Raw genomic sequence first — 16,381 nt, 5'->3', positions numbered from 1 at the left:
AAATGATTTGTCCGGTCAGGACTGTGTCCCATCATCCAGGATTAAATTTCTCAATCCTCAGTCCTCTTGGTATTATCATGTTTTAATGAGTCACTAGTAATACATGAGTATTATTCAAAGCATATTATGTATTAGGACTAAGCAATCGAATTGAATACCATTACTTTTTTTTATTAAACCATGCCTCATGTAGCTCTTGCAGTTTCACCCAAAAATATGCATCTGTATTGAAAATTATCGCGAGTTGAAAAGCTTCCTCAAGAGTTATATTTCGCTCATTTTTTATTATTTCCAAAATTTTTTCATATGATGTATCCATCAGTTCAGCAAGTCTTGCGGGAGGCATATCCAATGGTTTCAAGAATTCTTCGTATAAAATCTCTCCGACAGTTGAAGGTGCAGCATTTATCGTCCTCATCCCCCCTCCTTTTTTTAAACGTCATCGGATTCATTATAGTAATTTGTTTAGCTAAACAAATCATAGAGTAAGGTTGGTTTAAGTGTTTTTCTTACTCAAATTCTATATATCCGCTGTCAGGTATGAATCATTTGCAAACAGTAGTTCTTATAAAGGTTAGCTAACCAAATTTATAAGTCATCTACAATCCTCTGTTATTTACATTTCGTTTCATTTTATTTATTGCTATTTAGTTTAGCTAAACAATCTATTTCATCATGTATAATCTGTGTATTTATCCACAGATTCTGTTGATAATATTGTGCATGACTTGCTTGTTAATTTTTTATTATATGACATATGAGGTACGCTTTTATGACATATGAGGTACGCTTTCATGACATTTGAGGTACGGGTATAATTTAAAATTGTCATAATAAACAAATAAATATATCGCTTTTCCCCCCCCCCCTCTAACCTGATCTTTAACCTTATATATAACCAAAAAGATTAAAGGGATTATTAAAACCTTAGTGTGATTCAGAAATTGGTCAATAAAACAAATTTCATATGAAGTAAGAACCAGATGAATAAAAACCCTGTTGACATTATTCTTTTTGGCAGTAAGTTTTAATTATTCTCAATTCATAACGTTGGTTAGCAAACTTTAGCGCCTAAAATTTTAGCCGCTAAAATCCTCAAATTTCTACTGAGAGATGGGTTCTTCGATGAAATCAGTTATGCCAGAACTTATAACCGTTGAAGAGTTGGCTTTTGCATTAAAGAAAACTGTAAAAAGTATCCGCAGTGATGCAACGCGAAATCCAAAATGTCTTCCACCAAGATGTCGTCTTCCCGGTAATAAACGTCTTCTCTGGCGTAGAGAGGATGTTAAGGACTGGATAGATAAATCTGTTGAGTCAAAGACAGAAAATGACGATATAGCGAAAGAGATAAATAGGTTTCAAAGGAAACGTGGCAGGCCGCTAAAACCCAAGCCGCGAGAATAAAAATATTCCTTGGGGTATTCAGATAAGTTTCCTTTCAATAAACACATATGCTGCACACTTTTACACGACTAATACTGCACAAATGCTTTACGAAAACACACTGAGTACACAGGAATACACAATACGTACACAGGAATACACAATACGTACACAGATTCACAACGGCAAATGTAGGGCAGGACATGTAAAGTAGGCCCACCGTAAACGGTGCTTCTACTTTACCTTCCCTTATTCGCAGCTGAGCTGCTCAACGGAGTCCTGCTCTGCGAGGCTGATCGGCTACCGCCTGTATGGAGAATGATATGACCGTTTCTCAGACTAGAAAAAATAGTACACCAATTAAAGTTTATTGTTTGCCAGATGAAAAAGCGCAAATCCAGGAAAATGCAGAAGCATCTGGCTTAAGTGTAGCGAGTTTCATTCGTAAAGTAGCAATGGGTTATCAGGTTGAGTCTATGGTAGATATTGAACAGGTTGTAGAGCTTAGCCGAGTAAATGCTGATCTTGGTCGACTTGGTGGGTTACTTAAACTGTGGTTAGCTAACGATCCACGCACAGTTGATTTTTCACCCTCATTGATAAAAACGTTGCTTGCTAAAATAGAATCAACCAGACAAGAACTAAGAAATATTATGGATAGAATCTTGGATAAATAAATTTATGGTTTCCTAAATATCTGTATTTGTTAAAAGTACGAGTTTTCAATATTAATAATCAGTTAAATTTGAGGTGGGCAAATGAAGTTAATGCTCCGAGTATTTTCATCACTGAGAGGGATTTTAGCAGCTAAAAAATCATTAGCAGCTTCCTTCCTGGCGTCCATCATGGCATTACCGGCGACAGCCGGTATCCCTGTAATCGATGGTACTAATGTGGTGCAGACCACAATCAGCGCAGTCAACAACGTTCAGGCTGTGGCAAAACAGATCCAGCAGTACCAGACGCAGCTGCAGCAGTATGAAAACATGCTCAAAAATACAGTCGCACCTGCAGCCTATATCTGGGATCAGGCCAATTCGACCATCAACAAATTGTTGCAGGCGCAGGACACCCTTAATTACTACAAAAACCAGGCCGGGAGTCTTGATTCATATCTGAAGCGTTATCAGGACGTGAATTACTACCGCTCATCACCGTGCTTTAACAGTAATGTTGAATGTACTGCGGATGAAATTAGCGCACTGCGCAAAGCTGAACAGAACAGCTCTGAGGCACGTAAAAAGGCCAATGACGCTGTATTTAAGGCTCTTGACGAACAGCAGGAAACACTGCAAAGCGATGCTGACAACCTTGCAGATTTGCAAACGCAGGCAACCGGCGCACAAGGGCAAATGGAAGCTATTCAGGCCGCTAACCAGCTTGCCAGTGCTCAAACGAACCAGTTGCTGCAAATCCGCTCGCTTCTGGTAGCTCAGCAAAACGCTGCAGCAACACTGGCACAGGCTGAGGCTGATAAAGAAGCCCAACAAATAGTCGCTGATGAAAAAGCGTTAGCTGGCGAGAACACACCAAGCCCGAAGCGAATTTGGTGAGGGAGAGCTGAATGAAAGATAAACTTTTGGTCATTTTTATTCTAATAATTTCATTAATTCTATGCTCTTGCGATAAAAAAGATGAAGATTGTTTATCGACGTCAGAGAATAAATTGAACGAACATAACTACGATAAATGTGCCCTGAGTGGCAATAACAATCCTAGCCCTAAGCGAGAATGGTAATTATGAGAATAGTAAGCAAGCTCACTTTTTTAGGAATGGTTTTTTTGTTTTCTGTAAATGCTTATGCTGGTCAATTAGATAGTAGCGGATTACTTGATACGTTATTAGATAAGTTTCAGCAAGTAGCCAGCACATGGTCATTAGTAATTGGTGATTATGCAAATTGGCTCTTCTGGGGGCTGGTATTAATAAGTATGGTTTGGACATTTGGTATGTTGGCGATGCAAGGGGAAGGTTTAATCAGTGCACTTGCAGAAATAGTTCGTTTTTTTGCCGTGATTGGTTTTTTTTATTATCTTTTAATCAACGGCCCAGCCATATCACAATCTATAATTAACTCAATGAGACAACTTGCAGCAAATGCTTTAGGAACAAGTACTGGTATTTCACCCTCCAGCATAGTGGATATGGCATTTGTGATATTAACAAAGGTCAGTTCAGCAGCATCAATTTGGTCTCCAATGATTTCGACCATTATGATAACCGTCGCGATAATAGTATTAGTAGTAATGGCGCTTATCGCGATAAATATGCTAATAATGTTAGTTTCTGCATGGGTGTTGTGTTATGCAGGAGTTATTTTGCTTGGGTTTGGTGGCTCGAAATGGACTTCTGATATAGCAATAAATTACTTACGCACAGTATTATCGATTGGTATTCAGTTATTTACGATGACATTAATCATGGGGATTGGGCAATCATTTATAGATCAGTATTTTTCTATTATTAAAAATGATATTCCTGATCTTAATAGTCTTATTGTTTTACTTCTGGCGTCAATTATTCTTTTAGTATTGACGAATAAATTACCGTTGTTGTTATCAGGCGTTGTTGGAGGAGCGTCCTTACAAGGGATCGGTGGTTTTGGAGCAGGTATGATTACTGGCGCTGCTACTACTGCAATCAGTGGCGCTGGGGCAATGGCAATGAGTGCTACAGCTCAAGTCAGTGGTGGTGCTTCCGCTCTAAAAGCAGCATTTGAATCTGCACAAGCGGCGATGGCCGAAGAATCTGGTTCTGGTGATAAAGGTGGTTCAGGTGGAGGATTTGGCGGAGGGGAAGATACCGGTTCCGTAGATACTTCTGGAGGACAACCATCAGGCGGTTGCGGTGGTTCTTCTGCAGGGAGTAATACAGGTAGCGTCAGCGGAGGAAGCCAGGGGTTTGCTTCATCATTCTCACGAGCTGGCCGCATGGCTTCTCACATGGCGAGCGGGCTGTCTAACGGAGCTTCGGAGTATCAGATGATGAAGGTAAGTACTAATACTATCCGAAGACAACAGACCGTTGGTGGGGAAATAGCGAATCAAATACGTAAACACACAGCCGATCGTCAGACTAACCACGAACAGGATGAGTTTGAGGGTGATAGTTTAACTGGCAGTAAAAAATCTTGATTTAGGCGCGTCAGTTAGCGCGGTAACGTTAACTGACGCTTCCACTAAACACCTGTAAGGAGGTGGATAATGGCTGATTATAATAGCTTTGTTTTGGAAGGAATAAAAATTATTTTTGCCGATAACAACAAGGAGTTTATTAAAGAGATTTGTGAACCATTGATAAATATTCTATGCATCGAAGAGTATTATTCTGCTACGGGAATTTATAATTATGATGATGCTGATGAGCAAACGGAGTTATTGAAAAAAGCAATTTTTAGTTATAGGAATAATCATTGAGAAGATAGGCTAACATAATGTTAGCCTTTTTCTTATTTTTTCGATTTCTCTATATGGTGATTTAAAATCTCTGCTTTTGCCTCTTCATAAGTTAGCTTACCTCTTATAACTTCATCCTTTATTTTCTGGTAAAATTCTGACCCGCGAGGATCTTTACCTGATAAATATAAGCTAGCCTCTGCTTTCCTAAATGCCTCAATCCTTTTTCTCTTCGTGGTCTCATCCATTTTCATTACTACCTATATTTTAGTCAGCTGATGAGGTAAATGATATCATTTCGATAACTTCTATTCCTTTAGAATTAATTCTGTAGCATTCGTTTTTCGATTTCCTGATGTATGAAAATGAATCTTTTTTTGTATTGCAATCTGTCTTAGAAAAAGCATCAAGTAAAAGAAAAGACTTCTGATGCTCTGGTATTATCTTTATTGAAAAAACACCAATGAATAATAATGCAATTGCTGTCGATAATAGATCTGCAACTCTTAAGTAGCTATTCGAACATATAAGTATTTTTTTAAACCATATCATTAAAATTAGTTTTGCTCTATTAATATCTTGTGCCATTGTTTTTGCAATGTATAATAGATTCTTTTTATTGGATGAAGTTGATTCTTTATTTGTTTTTTGCATTGCTTTGAACATGGTTACGATACCGAAAGCTAACCCGAAAACTAACAACATAATAACTTTGAAATCAACCTCTTGGTTTTTTTCAATCGTCTCTCTTAGCATTGCAGAAAAAGGGATGGTCAAAATTGCCGCGTAAAAGCATTGATAAGCAGTAATTCTTCCAAAGTATAAGTATATGAAAATGCTAAGGCCATAAATGGATAGAGATAGAGGAATGGCCATTGCGAAAGCATAACCATAAGATGAGTATATTAAGTATTCCGGTTGAATATCGTAATCAAAATTAATTTTATGTTTTGCATACCACATACAAATTGAAAAAATCAATACTGTTCCAATCCATTTAATGATGCTGTGCTCAATCATTTTATTGACGATTGTTTTTTTGTTGTTATAGGCACAAAAAATGAATGCTACCGAGAGGAATAATCCACAAACTAAGAAGGTTTTATCTTGAAGTAATAATGGGAACTTCATGATTACAATGCAAGCAATCAGCAAATATATAATGGATACAATGTTGAAATCAAAATTTGCAATGTGTTTTCTAATGTAACGCATAAGATATCCTTTATTTCAACTTTAACGCTAAATCCTCAGCTTTTGGATGATAATACCGCATTAGCATTCTCGGGTCTTTATGCCCCGTGATTTTTGTCAGCTCGTGCATGGGGAAAATCTCAGCCAAGCGAGAGGTCGCTTCATGCCGGAGATCGTGAAATCTTAAATCTTTGAGGAAAGTGTCATCACATTGAGGTTTAGCTTGTTCATATCTTTCTCTGGCGCGCTTTACAGCTCGATCAAAAGCGCGGGTGATCGCATCGGCACGCATTCCAAAAACCTTGTCATCAGCTTGTTTAGAACGCTCCTTTAGATTGGATAGTACCATAACAGCCTTTGTGGATAAGGGGACATCGCGAGCATTACCATTCTTAGTATCTGGCAGATGTGCAACTCGCCTATCAAGATCGATAAAGCGCCATCGAAGTTCTGCAATTTCGCTACGGCGCATGGCTGTCTCTAACGCCAGAAGAATGATTGCTGGCAATACTAATGAATGTGTTGCGGCAATGATATGTTCGATCTCGTTGGCTAATTCCTTTCCTGACGTAACACCGGTTTGCTCAGAAACTAAAGGCAGCGCTTCCAGGCGTCTGGTCCTTGAGTTCTGGGTTGGGGTTTGCGAATGGCCTCTACGGGGTTCAGCAGGCTCTCCATGCCCCATTCTTTCCGCGAAACATTGAATACATGAGAAAGTAAGGCCAAACGCCTTAAAACGGTTGCAGGAGCATAAATTTTCAACCATTCATCTCTTAGCTTGGCGACATCGGCACTCCTGATGCTGGCCATATAGTTTTTTGCCAGCTGAGTGCCTTTTAGTATCCGCACCAATGATCGGTCTTGCACTGCTCCTTTTTTGTCGGGAACAATCTCTTTTTCATAGCGCGTTAGGGCTTCATACAATGTCGTAGATTCCGCTTCGCTGCGGCTAAGCCAAACTCCTCTCGCCATTTCTGACTCGATCATTTTGGCCCAAGCATCTGCTTCTACTTTGGTGTTAAAGGTTTTGGTTTGAGAGGGAAAACCACGTTTACGGATTTGAGCTTCCCATTGGTAGTTACCACGTTTGCGTATAGTCGCCATTTCTGTCTGATTCCTAACGAACTGTGGCAATATTGTGGCAAAAAATCTATTTAAATTCGATAGGTATTGATTTTACAGGACCAATTTACGCATTCGTAATGCGAAGGTCGCAGGTTCGACTCCTGTTTCCGGCACCAGTTAAATCAATGCCTTATCTAATATTGTTACTGTCCCGATTCAGCCTGTGTGACAGATTTGTGCCCTTAACACTCATAAACATGGCGATTTTTGCGTGCGCAGAAAGGTGATGGGCGTCAGGATAATCACAATCTAAAAGAGGCGCATTGCTCGGGCGCGGCACCCTGCGCCGCAGTGCTATTCACTGCAGCGTTCATATCTTCCTTACCCAGCAATCAGCGCCCGTGGTTCCAGAAACGCGCTGATACCCGCCTGTCCCATTTCCCGGCCTATGCCGGAGTGGCGAAAACCGCCGAACGGCGCGCGTGGTTCGTGAGCCAGCGTGTTGATCATCACGCGGCCGGCGATCAGCTGTTCTCCCACGTTGCGCGCATGCTGTTCATCCGCACCGATCACCAGTGCCGACAGGCCGTAATCGCTGTCGTTGGCCATGGCGATGGCTTCGGCTTCATCGCGGTAGGTCAGGATGCTCAGCACCGGGCCAAAAATCTCTTCGCGCGCCAGCGGCATTTCATTGGTGACATCGCTGAACAGCGTCGGGCGGATATACCAGCCGTGGTGCAGCCCGTCCGGGCGGCCGCTGCCGCCGGTCAGCAGGCGCGCGCCCTGTTGTTCGCCAAGCGCAATATAGTGCTGCACGCGCTGCCACTGTTTCTCGTTAACCATCGGCCCGATAGTGGTGCGCGCGTCAGCCGGATCGCCGGAGACCTCCGCAGCGACTGCCGCCGTCAGCGCCTGTTCGAACTCGGCCTTGCGCTGCTCCGGCACCAGAATGCGCGTGCCGGCAATACAGGCCTGGCCGCTGTTGATAAAGCCAGCCTGAACCGCCAGCCCGGCTGCCTGCGCGGCATCGGCATCCGGCAAAATCAGCGTCGGTGATTTACCACCCAGCTCCAGCGTGACGCGTTTAAAGGTGTCGGCGGCGCTGCGCAAAATCGCTTTGCCGGTGGCGGTCGAGCCGGTGAAGGAGATTTTTGCCACCTGCGGACTGCGGCTCAGGGCTTCACCGACGCTGGCACCGCGTCCGGTGACGATATTAAACACTCCCGCAGGCAAACCGGCGGTGTGTAGCGCCCTGGTGATCACCTGGGTCTGCAACAGGCTGAACTCGCTGGGTTTGATCACGGCGGTACAGCCTGCGGCAATCGCGGTCGCCAGTTTATGGCAGATAAAGCCCGCGTTGCTGTTCCATGGCGTGATCAGGCCGGCAACGCCGAGCGGCAGCATCTGCACCTGCGCGCGGCCTGCCTGTTGTACAAACGGATAGCGTTTCAGCTCTTCAATTACCTGCAGAATCACGTCAGCCGGATAGCGGCTCATCCACTCGGAGCGTGCGGTGGGCGCGCCGTACTCCTCAAGGATCGCCGCGTGCAGCTCACTTTCGGCTCCGTTAACCGCATGGTACATCTGTTCCAGCAGGGTAATGCGCTGCGCCACCGTGGTCGCGGCCAGGGCGGGAAACGCCGCCGCTGCCGCCGCAATCGCGCGTTCAGCATCCTGCGCATTGGCCAGACGCGCTTTACCGATAACGCTGCCGTCGGCAGGTTTGATAATATCCAGCCATTCATCGCCGTCAGGAGTGACAAACTGGCCGTTGATATAGATGTGTTCAATCATGTGCATGGCTATGCTCCTTTGCATGTTGCGTGGCGGCAAAGTAGCACGCACCACCGGCGGCGATAATCCGCCTCCGCCTGCAAAGGGTATTGCGCGAAACGGAATAATTGATGAACCGGACAGGTCTGACTGAACTGGAAATTGTGCTGGCGGTCGCGCGGCGCGGCACCTTTAAAGCGGCGGCCAGCGAGCTGGAGATGTCGGCTTCGGCGGTGACCAATGCGGTTGCCGCGCTGGAGAAACGACTGGGCGTGCGGCTTTTCAACCGCACCACGCGCAGCGTCGCGCTGACCGATGCCGGACGGCGTTTCAGCGAGAAAATTGTGCCAGCGCTGGCGATGATCCGCAGCGCGGCTGAGGAAGCCGGCAGCGATCCGGGCGATCCGGCCGGTATGCTGCGTCTCAACGTGCCGCCGGAGAGCAGCGCGCTGTGGTACGCATCGATATTGCTGCCGTTCCTGCAACGCTATCCGCGCATTCGCGTCGATATTTACAGCCAGAAAGAGCGGGTGGATATCGTGGCCGACGGCTTCGATGCCGGTATTCGGCTGGCAGAGGACGTGCCGGGCGATATGATTGCCGTCAGGCTGACGCCGGAAATGCGCATGATTGTGGTGGCCGCGCCAGCCTACCTCGCACACGCGGGCACACCGCAGACGCCAGAGGCGCTCGATCAGCATCAAACCCTGTGTATGCGCATGGCGGACGGCAGCGTTTACCGCTGGGAGCTGAGCCAGCAGCAGCGTTATCGGCTGCAGGGCGAGCCGCGTATGGCGGCCAGCGACATGAGCGCCATCCACCAGCTAGCGCTGGCGGGTCTGGGCATTGCCTGCATGACGGAACAGCAGGTCGCGGCGGATGTGCAGGCGGGCCGACTGGTGCACCTGCTGCCCGGCTGGCAGGTGCCTCTCGGTGCGCTCTGCCTCTACTATCCGGGACACCGGCTGGTGCCGCCGGCGCTGCGGGCGCTCACCGACTTTGTGCGTGAGCAGCGTGATGCTTCTGCCTCATCTGAAGCCGGATGACGTCCTTTATCAGGCGTTCAGTAACTTCAGCACCTGCTGCGGCAGCTGATTAGCCTGCGCCAGCAGGGCGCTGCTGGCCTGCTGCAGAATTTGCTGACGCGACAGGCTGGAGACTTCCGTGGCGTAATCCGCATCCTCAATACGGGAACGCGATGCCGCAATCGCGGCGGTCGCGTTACCCTGCAGCGTTTGCGCCGAGAGCAGCCGGTTAGCAACGGCGCCCAGACGGGTGCGCTGACTGTCGATTTGGCCGATAGCGCGATCCAGCGTGGCGAGCGGATCGTCCGGATGCTTCAGGCGGATCTCTGAACCGGTCTCGGCCACGCGCAGCGTCGTAAAGTTGGTGGAGGCATCGGTAACTGACGACAAAGCCGCCTGGAAGTAAATCTGCACGTCACCCACGCCCTGCAGGGTTTTCAGCATCAGGTTGCCGCTGCTGTCACTGCGGACGAAGGTGGCGGTTTTATCCAGATTGCCGTTCGGCACATCCATGTAGTAATTGCCGTCGGCGTCGAGTTTCAGCACATCATTACTGCTGTTGCCATCGACATCGGTATAGCGCACATCCACATTGGCCGGATCGAGCGTGATGTAGGAGGTGCCGGTCACGCTGTTTACCGCACTGAAGCTGTTAATGCTGCTGGCGCTGGTCGCGACGATGCTCAGGGAATTACTGGTGCCATCCGAGGTCGCGCTGACGGCGGCGTTGTAATACTGGTAGCTACCGCCGCCGTTATCCACTTCCATTACATACTGCCCGCCGCTGCGCAGCAGACGGCCATTGCTCACCGCGTTGCCGCTGGCATCGCTGAAGCTAAGGCTGGCGGTGCTGGTGTCGATCGCCGACGTGTCGGTCACCGTGGTCGGCAGGGTGGCGAAATCACTGTCGGTTTTGGCGGCACCGCCGGTCATGCGTGCCGTTACTGCGCCGCTGCTGCCAAAGCTTAGCGTGGCCGGATACCAGCTGTTGTTCTGCTCAATATAATACTGGCCATTATCCTGCGTTAACGTGGCTGCTGGCGTGGTGCTCAGCGCGCTGCCACTGCTGTCCTGATAATTAACCGCCGGGATGGTGCGCGACGCAATGCTGCTGACGTTGCTGTACAGCGGCGCCGGATTGCTGCGGCTAATCGAGACGTTACCGGCAGCCGTGGCGGTATCCCAGCGCGCACTGACGGCGGCCAGATAATAGACCGGCTTGCCGTCGGCGTCGCTGCTCTGCACGTACTGGCGGTTATCACCACTGCTGCGCACCAGCTGCGGTGAGCCGCTGGCGGGCAGATAGTTCACGGTAATTGCCGGGTTGCTGAACGCCATATTGGTGGCGATGCCGGTAAGGGTGGTGACATTGGTCACTTTGCCGCTGATGCCGCTGATCACCAAATCCTTAAGTCCCAGTGCCTCCACGCTGAAGCCGGGTGCCGACAGGTCGAGACTGATTTTCTCGTTGTCATTAGCGCCCACCTGGAATCCCAGCTTACCGGCGCTGCCATCCAGCAGCCTGATGCCATTAAAGCTGCTGCTGGTGTTGAGCCGGTCAATCTCTTTCAGATTGAGGTTAATCTCCGCCTGAATGGCGTCCGAGTCGCTCTGCGAATTGGTGCTGTTTAATCCCTGAACCGCCAGCTGGCGAATCCGCTGCAGGCGGTTATTGATCTCATCCAGCGCGCTTTCCGCGGTTTCGACCAGTGACAGGCCGTCACCGGTATTACGCTGCGCCACTGCCAGGCCGTTCTGCTGGCTGCTAAAACGGTTACCAATCGCCTGACCTGCCGCATCGTCACGCGCGCTGGTGATGCGCATACCCGACGATAAATGGCGGATCGCATCGCCCAGCGCCGCGCCACTTCTGGCAGATTGCTTGCTGGCGTTGAGGGCTGAGAGATTGGTTTGCAGGCTGATCATTTCCGGGCTCACTGATAAATACACTGATAGCGTTATCGGCATTTACCGGCTTTCTTTAAAAAAATATTTGGCCTAAGTCACGTCAGCGAAGTGCTGATTGTTAAAATAAGCAGCATGAAATCGCGCTAAGTTGAGTTTGTGATGCGGTAAGGATCTGTATTTTTTCGCACGGCGCTAATTTATAGAGGCAGCGCTTGACGACTACTAAAAATAGCAGGTCAGCAGAATGAATAAAGGTTATTACTGCTTAAGCGGGACGGCGAGGGCGTAACCCATTGCGATAACAACCGCTTAGGATGCTACTGGACTTATCCGCCGGTTTCCCTGCTCTTATTCCTGGTCAGCAGCGCGCGCCGCCCTTATCAATCGCCGCGGTTGCGCTTTATCGATGCTAATCAGTCAGCGCGAAATAAGGCGGTGGGGCGAGTGAGTAAATTCCGTTTTGGTCTGGAAGGCATTGACCTTATAACTGCGCCTGGTAAGAATGCGGTAAAAGTTTTGAATCAGATCGCAATTTTTGGCCTTGTGCCATTTGCAGTCCGGCTGCGATAGCCGGACTGAATTAACGCCACTTGCACCTCGCGCCGTGCAACATACATCGCGGCGTAATAAAAGTGCAGGGCATACAGCAAATATCGTTAATGTCGTAACGCTCGTTGCGAAGGCCCGTCGAAAGATGCACCTTTTCAACCGCGGTCGGCAGTTCCCGTTCTCCTGATGCGGCAAAAAATAGCTGGAGAGGTAGCGCCGATTAGGATAACGAATAAACCTTTATCTGATAAATGTTTTACCCGGCAGCAACGCAATAAATACGTTGCTGTGCAGGAAGTGCTGGGGCTAACTGTCTGATAAATAACTGAACTCTGCGGGGTGCAGCGCCCCTTCTTTACGCCTGAAAATGCACCAAAGAGAATTCCAGCACGCTGGTCGCTGTAAGCCAGGGGCGGTAGCCTGCGGTTTTTACCCTTTAAATCGCCAGATAAACCTGACCTGAATATATAGCGAAATTCTTATCTTGTTGCAGCAAAAAATAGACGTGTTTCGGCGGTCATATTTTGCTGAGGAAACTCTGAAAACAGCGGCGTATTAATGTTAAGCCGGATGAAAGCATGGGCCGTTAAACGTTAAGCATTAACGGTTCAGTATCAATTTTTATTTTGTCACGGCGGGTTCAACCCCCAATAAATTATGTTTTGAGGTCATATGCAAACTCCCGTTAACGACGTGCTGATTAGCGTCATTGTGCCGGTGTATAACGCCGCAGCTTATCTGGAAAGATGCATCGACAGCCTGCTGCAGCAGGATGAGGTTCGCTTTGAGGCCATTTTTATTAATGACGGCTCCAGCGATGACTCGCTGGCGATCCTGCAGCGCTACGCCGGTTATCCGCAGTTCCACCTTATCAGCCAGGCCAACGCGGGCGTCTCGGCGGCACGCAACCGGGGCATTCGCGCCTCGCGCGGCCGGCTGCTGTGTTTTTTAGACGCCGATGACTTCCTGCCGCCCCAGGCCTTCTCGACGTATGTGCGGCTGATGAGTGATGAAACGGCGATGGTGGTGGGCGAGTCACAACACTTCAACCCGGACGGCGCACCGCTGGATTTTCCCGCCAACCGTGAACAGGCGCACGCGCTGTCGGTGTCTGCGGCGATTAACGATCTGCTCTATTACCACCCGCGCCACGGTATCTGCGACAAGGTGTTTCGCGGCGATGTCATTCGTCAGCACCGGCTGCGGTTCAACGAAGAGATTGCCAATTTCGAAGACCTGCTGTTTGTCATGAACTACCTGCATCTGCAACAGGATCGCCAGGTAGTGATGACGCAGCGGGTGGTTTATCACTACGTCAAATCCACGCACTCCGCAACGCGTTCGGCGCTGCGGGAAAAACATTTCTCTTTTGCCCGCTCGTTCAGCGGCATGAAGGCGTTTTTATCGAGCCAGCATTATCGCTGCTATTACCACCTCTATTTAAAAGTCACGGCGTCTTACATCCACAAAGGGCTGCACAGCGACAGCCTGAGCCGCGCCTTCATTGATGAATACATCACGCTCTATCGCCGCAGTTTCCGCAGCTGGTGCACCGCCGGACCGCTATTTAATCCGTGGAGCCTGTACTTTGCGCTGTTTTTCATTAGCCCGCGCCTGGTTTCACGGCTGCGCCGGCTGGCAGAGAAATAATCGCACCGGAGGCGTTGTGAAAGACAAATTAAAAAACTCCATGTGGATGATTGCCGAAAAGCTGATTGCGGTATTCGGCCTGATCTTTGTCACCTCCTACGTGGCGAAATACGTCGGGCCCACCACCTTTGGCATTATCTCCATCGCCATGCTGGTATTTCAGTTTATTCAGACCATCGCACTGATGGGCAGCGATGTGATTTTGCTGAAACGCATCGCGCAGAATCATCACTCCGGCCTGCGCCTGATGATGGCGACCTTCCTGCTGGTGCTGGTGCTGTATTGCGTGCTGTCAATTGTCGGCATGGCGATTATGGAAGAGGAGTGGAGCGCCGACGCGCTGGTCTTTATCTGCGCGGCAGCCATTGCCTGCCTGTTCTCATCCATTGACCTGGTCAATATTTACAACGAAGCGAGGCTCAACGCGCGTCTCAATGTGATTGCCAACGTCATTGGCCTGGCGATCAGCCTGACGGTGCGCTTTCTGATCTCCTATTACCAGCTGGAACCAGCCTGGCTGGCGATTCCGATTGTGCTCGCCACCTTTATTCCTTTCACCATCAAGTTAACGCTGTTTTTGCTGTATGAGCGGCGTGCACCGCTTCCGGCGCTGCGCCACGTGAAAAAGTATTCGCGCTACATGCTGGTGTCCGGCATGTCGCTGATCTTCTCTGCGATTGCCGTTGCGCTCTATACACGCGTGAATCAAATCAGCGTCTCTTATTTTCTCGGCGTGAAAGAGGCGGGCATTTTTTCCGTGGCGCTGACGTTGTCAACCGCCTGGGTATTTTTACCCAGCGCGCTGCTGGCGTCGTTTTATCCGGCGTTTTTTGCCGAGCGTAATGACCAGCAGGCGATCGTCAAAGCGCAGAAACTGCATCTGCTGGTGATTGGCGTTTCCGCTGCGGTAATTGTGGCGATCTGGCTGCTGTCGGGCTGGTTTATTCGTGACTTCTATGGTGAGCAATATCTTGATGCGGTGGCGCCGACGTTATTACTCAGCCTCGGTGCGATGTGCGCGGTGCTGAGCAGCGTCATGGATCGCTTCATCATTAAATATAACGGCTATCGCTATCTGGTGAAGAAAACCTTCGCTGTATTAGTGATTTGCCTGCTGTCGTCGCTGCTGCTGGTGCCGCATTTCGGCTTAACCGGTGCCGCCATGAGCGTGGTATTAACCGAGTTTTTATCGTTCTCCCTGCTGAATTACTTTTTCCCGGCACAGCCGGTCATGCGTATTCATCTGATCTTTTTCAACCCCAGGAAACTATGGCAGCTCTTTAGCACTATCAAAACCTCAGACAGTAAAGAGAGTTTATCATGAATGAAAAAACGCTATTTAGTATTATCATTCCCGTCTATAACGCGCAAAACACTATCCGGCGTACGCTGCAAAGCGTATTAAATCAAACCTTCAGTAGCTATGAAATAATTGTTGTCAACGATGGCAGTCGCGATAACAGTGCCAGAATTTTGCAGGAATTTGCTCACTATCCGCAGGTTACGGTGCTTAATCAAATTAACGCAGGCGTCAGTGCGGCACGCAATAGCGGGCTGCAGCAGGCCTGCGGGGAATATGTCCTGTTTCTCGATGCGGATGACTGGGTTGACGATAACTTCCTGATGAGTTTCAAACTCAATCTCAATGCCTGGCCGGCCGAAGCGGTGGACTTAATGGTCGGCAATCTCAACGACAACCGTATCGGCAAAGTCTCGCAGGCGGGATTCTTCAGTCAGCAGGATATTCCTTACGTGCTGGGCGAGCTGGAGATGAGTGACAACATTGGCTATCTGCATAATAAATGTTATCGCCGCCAGATTATTGACGATCTTCATCTGCGCTTCATGGAAGGCGTCTCGATGAGTGAAGACCTGCTGTTTAACCTGAAGTTTTTCAGCTGCGTCAGTAATTTTCTGATCACCCCAGGCGCGGCTTATCATTATGAGGATGTGGCGGGATCGCTGTCGAAACGTAAAGTGCAGTACAGCGAACTGAAAGTGCGTAAACAGTCGCTTACCGATTTGTACGATTCGATTGTGGAAAAGTACGCGTCGGGTAATCTCGACCATTTTTTAAAAGCAATCTCGAAACGCGTGCTGGCACTGGATATGCAGATTGTCACCGCTATGTATCACGCCTCGTTTTCACCTGCCGATATTGCGCAGGAAATTAATCAAATCAAGCGCGGAAAATATTCTAAAGGTATTTTTACGCTGCTGAATAAAAATGAAAAACTGAAGTACATGATTATGAATTTGAATACTATCACAGCGTACTATTTCCTTTATGCCCTCTATAGAATGCGGGCATTCTGATTTTCAATTCTCCCGGCGTTATCCTCTGGCGAAGTACAGCATTGCCCGAGGCTAGCTGCCGGGGGAGTTTCCTCCTGAGCGCTCTGCTGCTGGCAACATCCCCGCACTTCATTCTCCCG

The 16,381-nt window shown here is 48.5% G+C and carries 14 protein-coding genes and 1 pseudogene; 9 read left to right on the top strand and 6 right to left on the bottom strand.

Annotated features, from left to right (window positions below):
* Positions 1–160: 160 nt before the first annotated feature.
* Positions 161–418 carry a HigA family addiction module antitoxin gene (locus tag ABVR31_RS14765; RefSeq protein WP_001575470.1) on the bottom strand — a complete coding sequence of 86 codons (258 nt, stop codon included), beginning with the start codon at positions 416–418 and terminating at the stop codon, positions 161–163.
* 719 nt (positions 419–1,137) lie between these two features.
* On the opposite strand from ABVR31_RS14765, the gene ABVR31_RS14760 reads away from it, so the two are divergent.
* From ABVR31_RS14760 to ABVR31_RS14740, 5 genes are all read left to right on the top strand, one after another.
* On the top strand, positions 1,138–1,407 hold the full coding sequence (locus ABVR31_RS14760; RefSeq protein ID WP_032150968.1) for a hypothetical protein: 270 nt from the start codon (positions 1,138–1,140) through the stop codon (positions 1,405–1,407).
* 302 nt (positions 1,408–1,709) lie between these two features.
* Positions 1,710–2,063: a conjugal transfer transcriptional regulator TraJ gene (traJ, locus tag ABVR31_RS14755; protein WP_000218774.1), complete on the top strand. Its 354-nt coding sequence runs from the start codon at positions 1,710–1,712 to the stop codon at positions 2,061–2,063.
* 81 nt (positions 2,064–2,144) lie between these two features.
* Positions 2,145–2,939 (top strand): P-type conjugative transfer protein TrbJ, encoded by a 795-nt coding sequence (gene trbJ, locus ABVR31_RS14750; protein WP_001373492.1) that lies wholly within the window; start codon positions 2,145–2,147, stop codon positions 2,937–2,939.
* Between the two features lie 187 nt (positions 2,940–3,126).
* Positions 3,127–4,521: a P-type conjugative transfer protein TrbL gene (gene trbL / locus ABVR31_RS14745; protein ID WP_372773313.1), complete on the top strand. Its 1,395-nt coding sequence runs from the start codon at positions 3,127–3,129 to the stop codon at positions 4,519–4,521.
* Between the two features lie 69 nt (positions 4,522–4,590).
* Complete coding sequence (locus tag ABVR31_RS14740; protein WP_023338107.1) at positions 4,591–4,803, top strand: hypothetical protein; 213 nt, start codon at positions 4,591–4,593, stop codon at positions 4,801–4,803.
* 32 nt (positions 4,804–4,835) lie between these two features.
* Here the strand turns inward: ABVR31_RS14740 and ABVR31_RS14735 are convergent, their stop codons facing one another.
* The 4 genes and pseudogenes from ABVR31_RS14735 to ABVR31_RS14720 form a co-directional block, all read right to left on the bottom strand.
* Positions 4,836–5,036, bottom strand: a complete 201-nt coding sequence (locus ABVR31_RS14735; RefSeq protein ID WP_023338108.1) for an antitoxin VbhA family protein — start codon at positions 5,034–5,036, stop codon at positions 4,836–4,838.
* A gap of 13 nt (positions 5,037–5,049) precedes the next feature.
* Complete coding sequence (locus tag ABVR31_RS14730) at positions 5,050–5,997, bottom strand: hypothetical protein (protein ID WP_023338109.1); 948 nt, start codon at positions 5,995–5,997, stop codon at positions 5,050–5,052.
* Positions 5,998–6,007: 10 nt separating this feature from the next.
* Positions 6,008–7,080, bottom strand: a pseudogene (locus ABVR31_RS14725) (site-specific integrase).
* A gap of 342 nt (positions 7,081–7,422) precedes the next feature.
* The gene (locus ABVR31_RS14720; protein WP_222951237.1) at positions 7,423–8,841 is read right to left on the bottom strand and encodes an aldehyde dehydrogenase family protein; all 1,419 of its coding nucleotides are present in this window, start codon (positions 8,839–8,841) and stop codon (positions 7,423–7,425) included.
* Positions 8,842–8,945: 104 nt separating this feature from the next.
* Between ABVR31_RS14720 and ABVR31_RS14715 the strand changes: the two genes are divergently transcribed.
* A complete protein-coding gene (locus ABVR31_RS14715) occupies positions 8,946–9,860 on the top strand; it encodes a LysR family transcriptional regulator (RefSeq protein ID WP_372773310.1) in 915 nt (304 codons plus the stop codon).
* Positions 9,861–9,869: 9 nt separating this feature from the next.
* On the opposite strand, the gene ABVR31_RS14710 is transcribed toward ABVR31_RS14715, so the two are convergent.
* Positions 9,870–11,765, bottom strand: coding sequence for a flagellin (locus ABVR31_RS14710; RefSeq protein ID WP_372773308.1), 1,896 nt, complete (start codon positions 11,763–11,765; stop codon positions 9,870–9,872).
* Positions 11,766–12,968: 1,203 nt separating this feature from the next.
* Between ABVR31_RS14710 and ABVR31_RS14705 the strand changes: the two genes are divergently transcribed.
* Genes ABVR31_RS14705 through ABVR31_RS14695 form a run of 3 tightly spaced genes read left to right on the top strand, consistent with a single transcriptional unit; the run spans position 12,969 to position 16,262 of the window.
* Complete coding sequence (locus ABVR31_RS14705) at positions 12,969–13,946, top strand: glycosyltransferase family 2 protein (protein WP_372773306.1); 978 nt, start codon at positions 12,969–12,971, stop codon at positions 13,944–13,946.
* Positions 13,947–13,962: 16 nt separating this feature from the next.
* The gene (locus ABVR31_RS14700) at positions 13,963–15,270 is read left to right on the top strand and encodes an oligosaccharide flippase family protein (RefSeq protein WP_058758004.1); all 1,308 of its coding nucleotides are present in this window, start codon (positions 13,963–13,965) and stop codon (positions 15,268–15,270) included.
* Entirely contained in the window at positions 15,267–16,262 is a 996-nt protein-coding gene (locus tag ABVR31_RS14695; protein WP_166719896.1) for a glycosyltransferase family A protein, read from the top strand. Before ABVR31_RS14700 ends, ABVR31_RS14695 begins: the two co-directional genes overlap by 4 nt.
* Positions 16,263–16,381 lie beyond the last annotated feature (119 nt).

The organism is Pantoea sp. WEP, assembly GCF_041678305.1.
GTDB classification, from domain to species: domain Bacteria; phylum Pseudomonadota; class Gammaproteobacteria; order Enterobacterales; family Enterobacteriaceae; genus Pantoea; species Pantoea dispersa.
The sequence above is the reverse complement of the archived record's forward strand: the minus strand, read 5'-3'. Positions and strand labels throughout refer to the sequence as shown.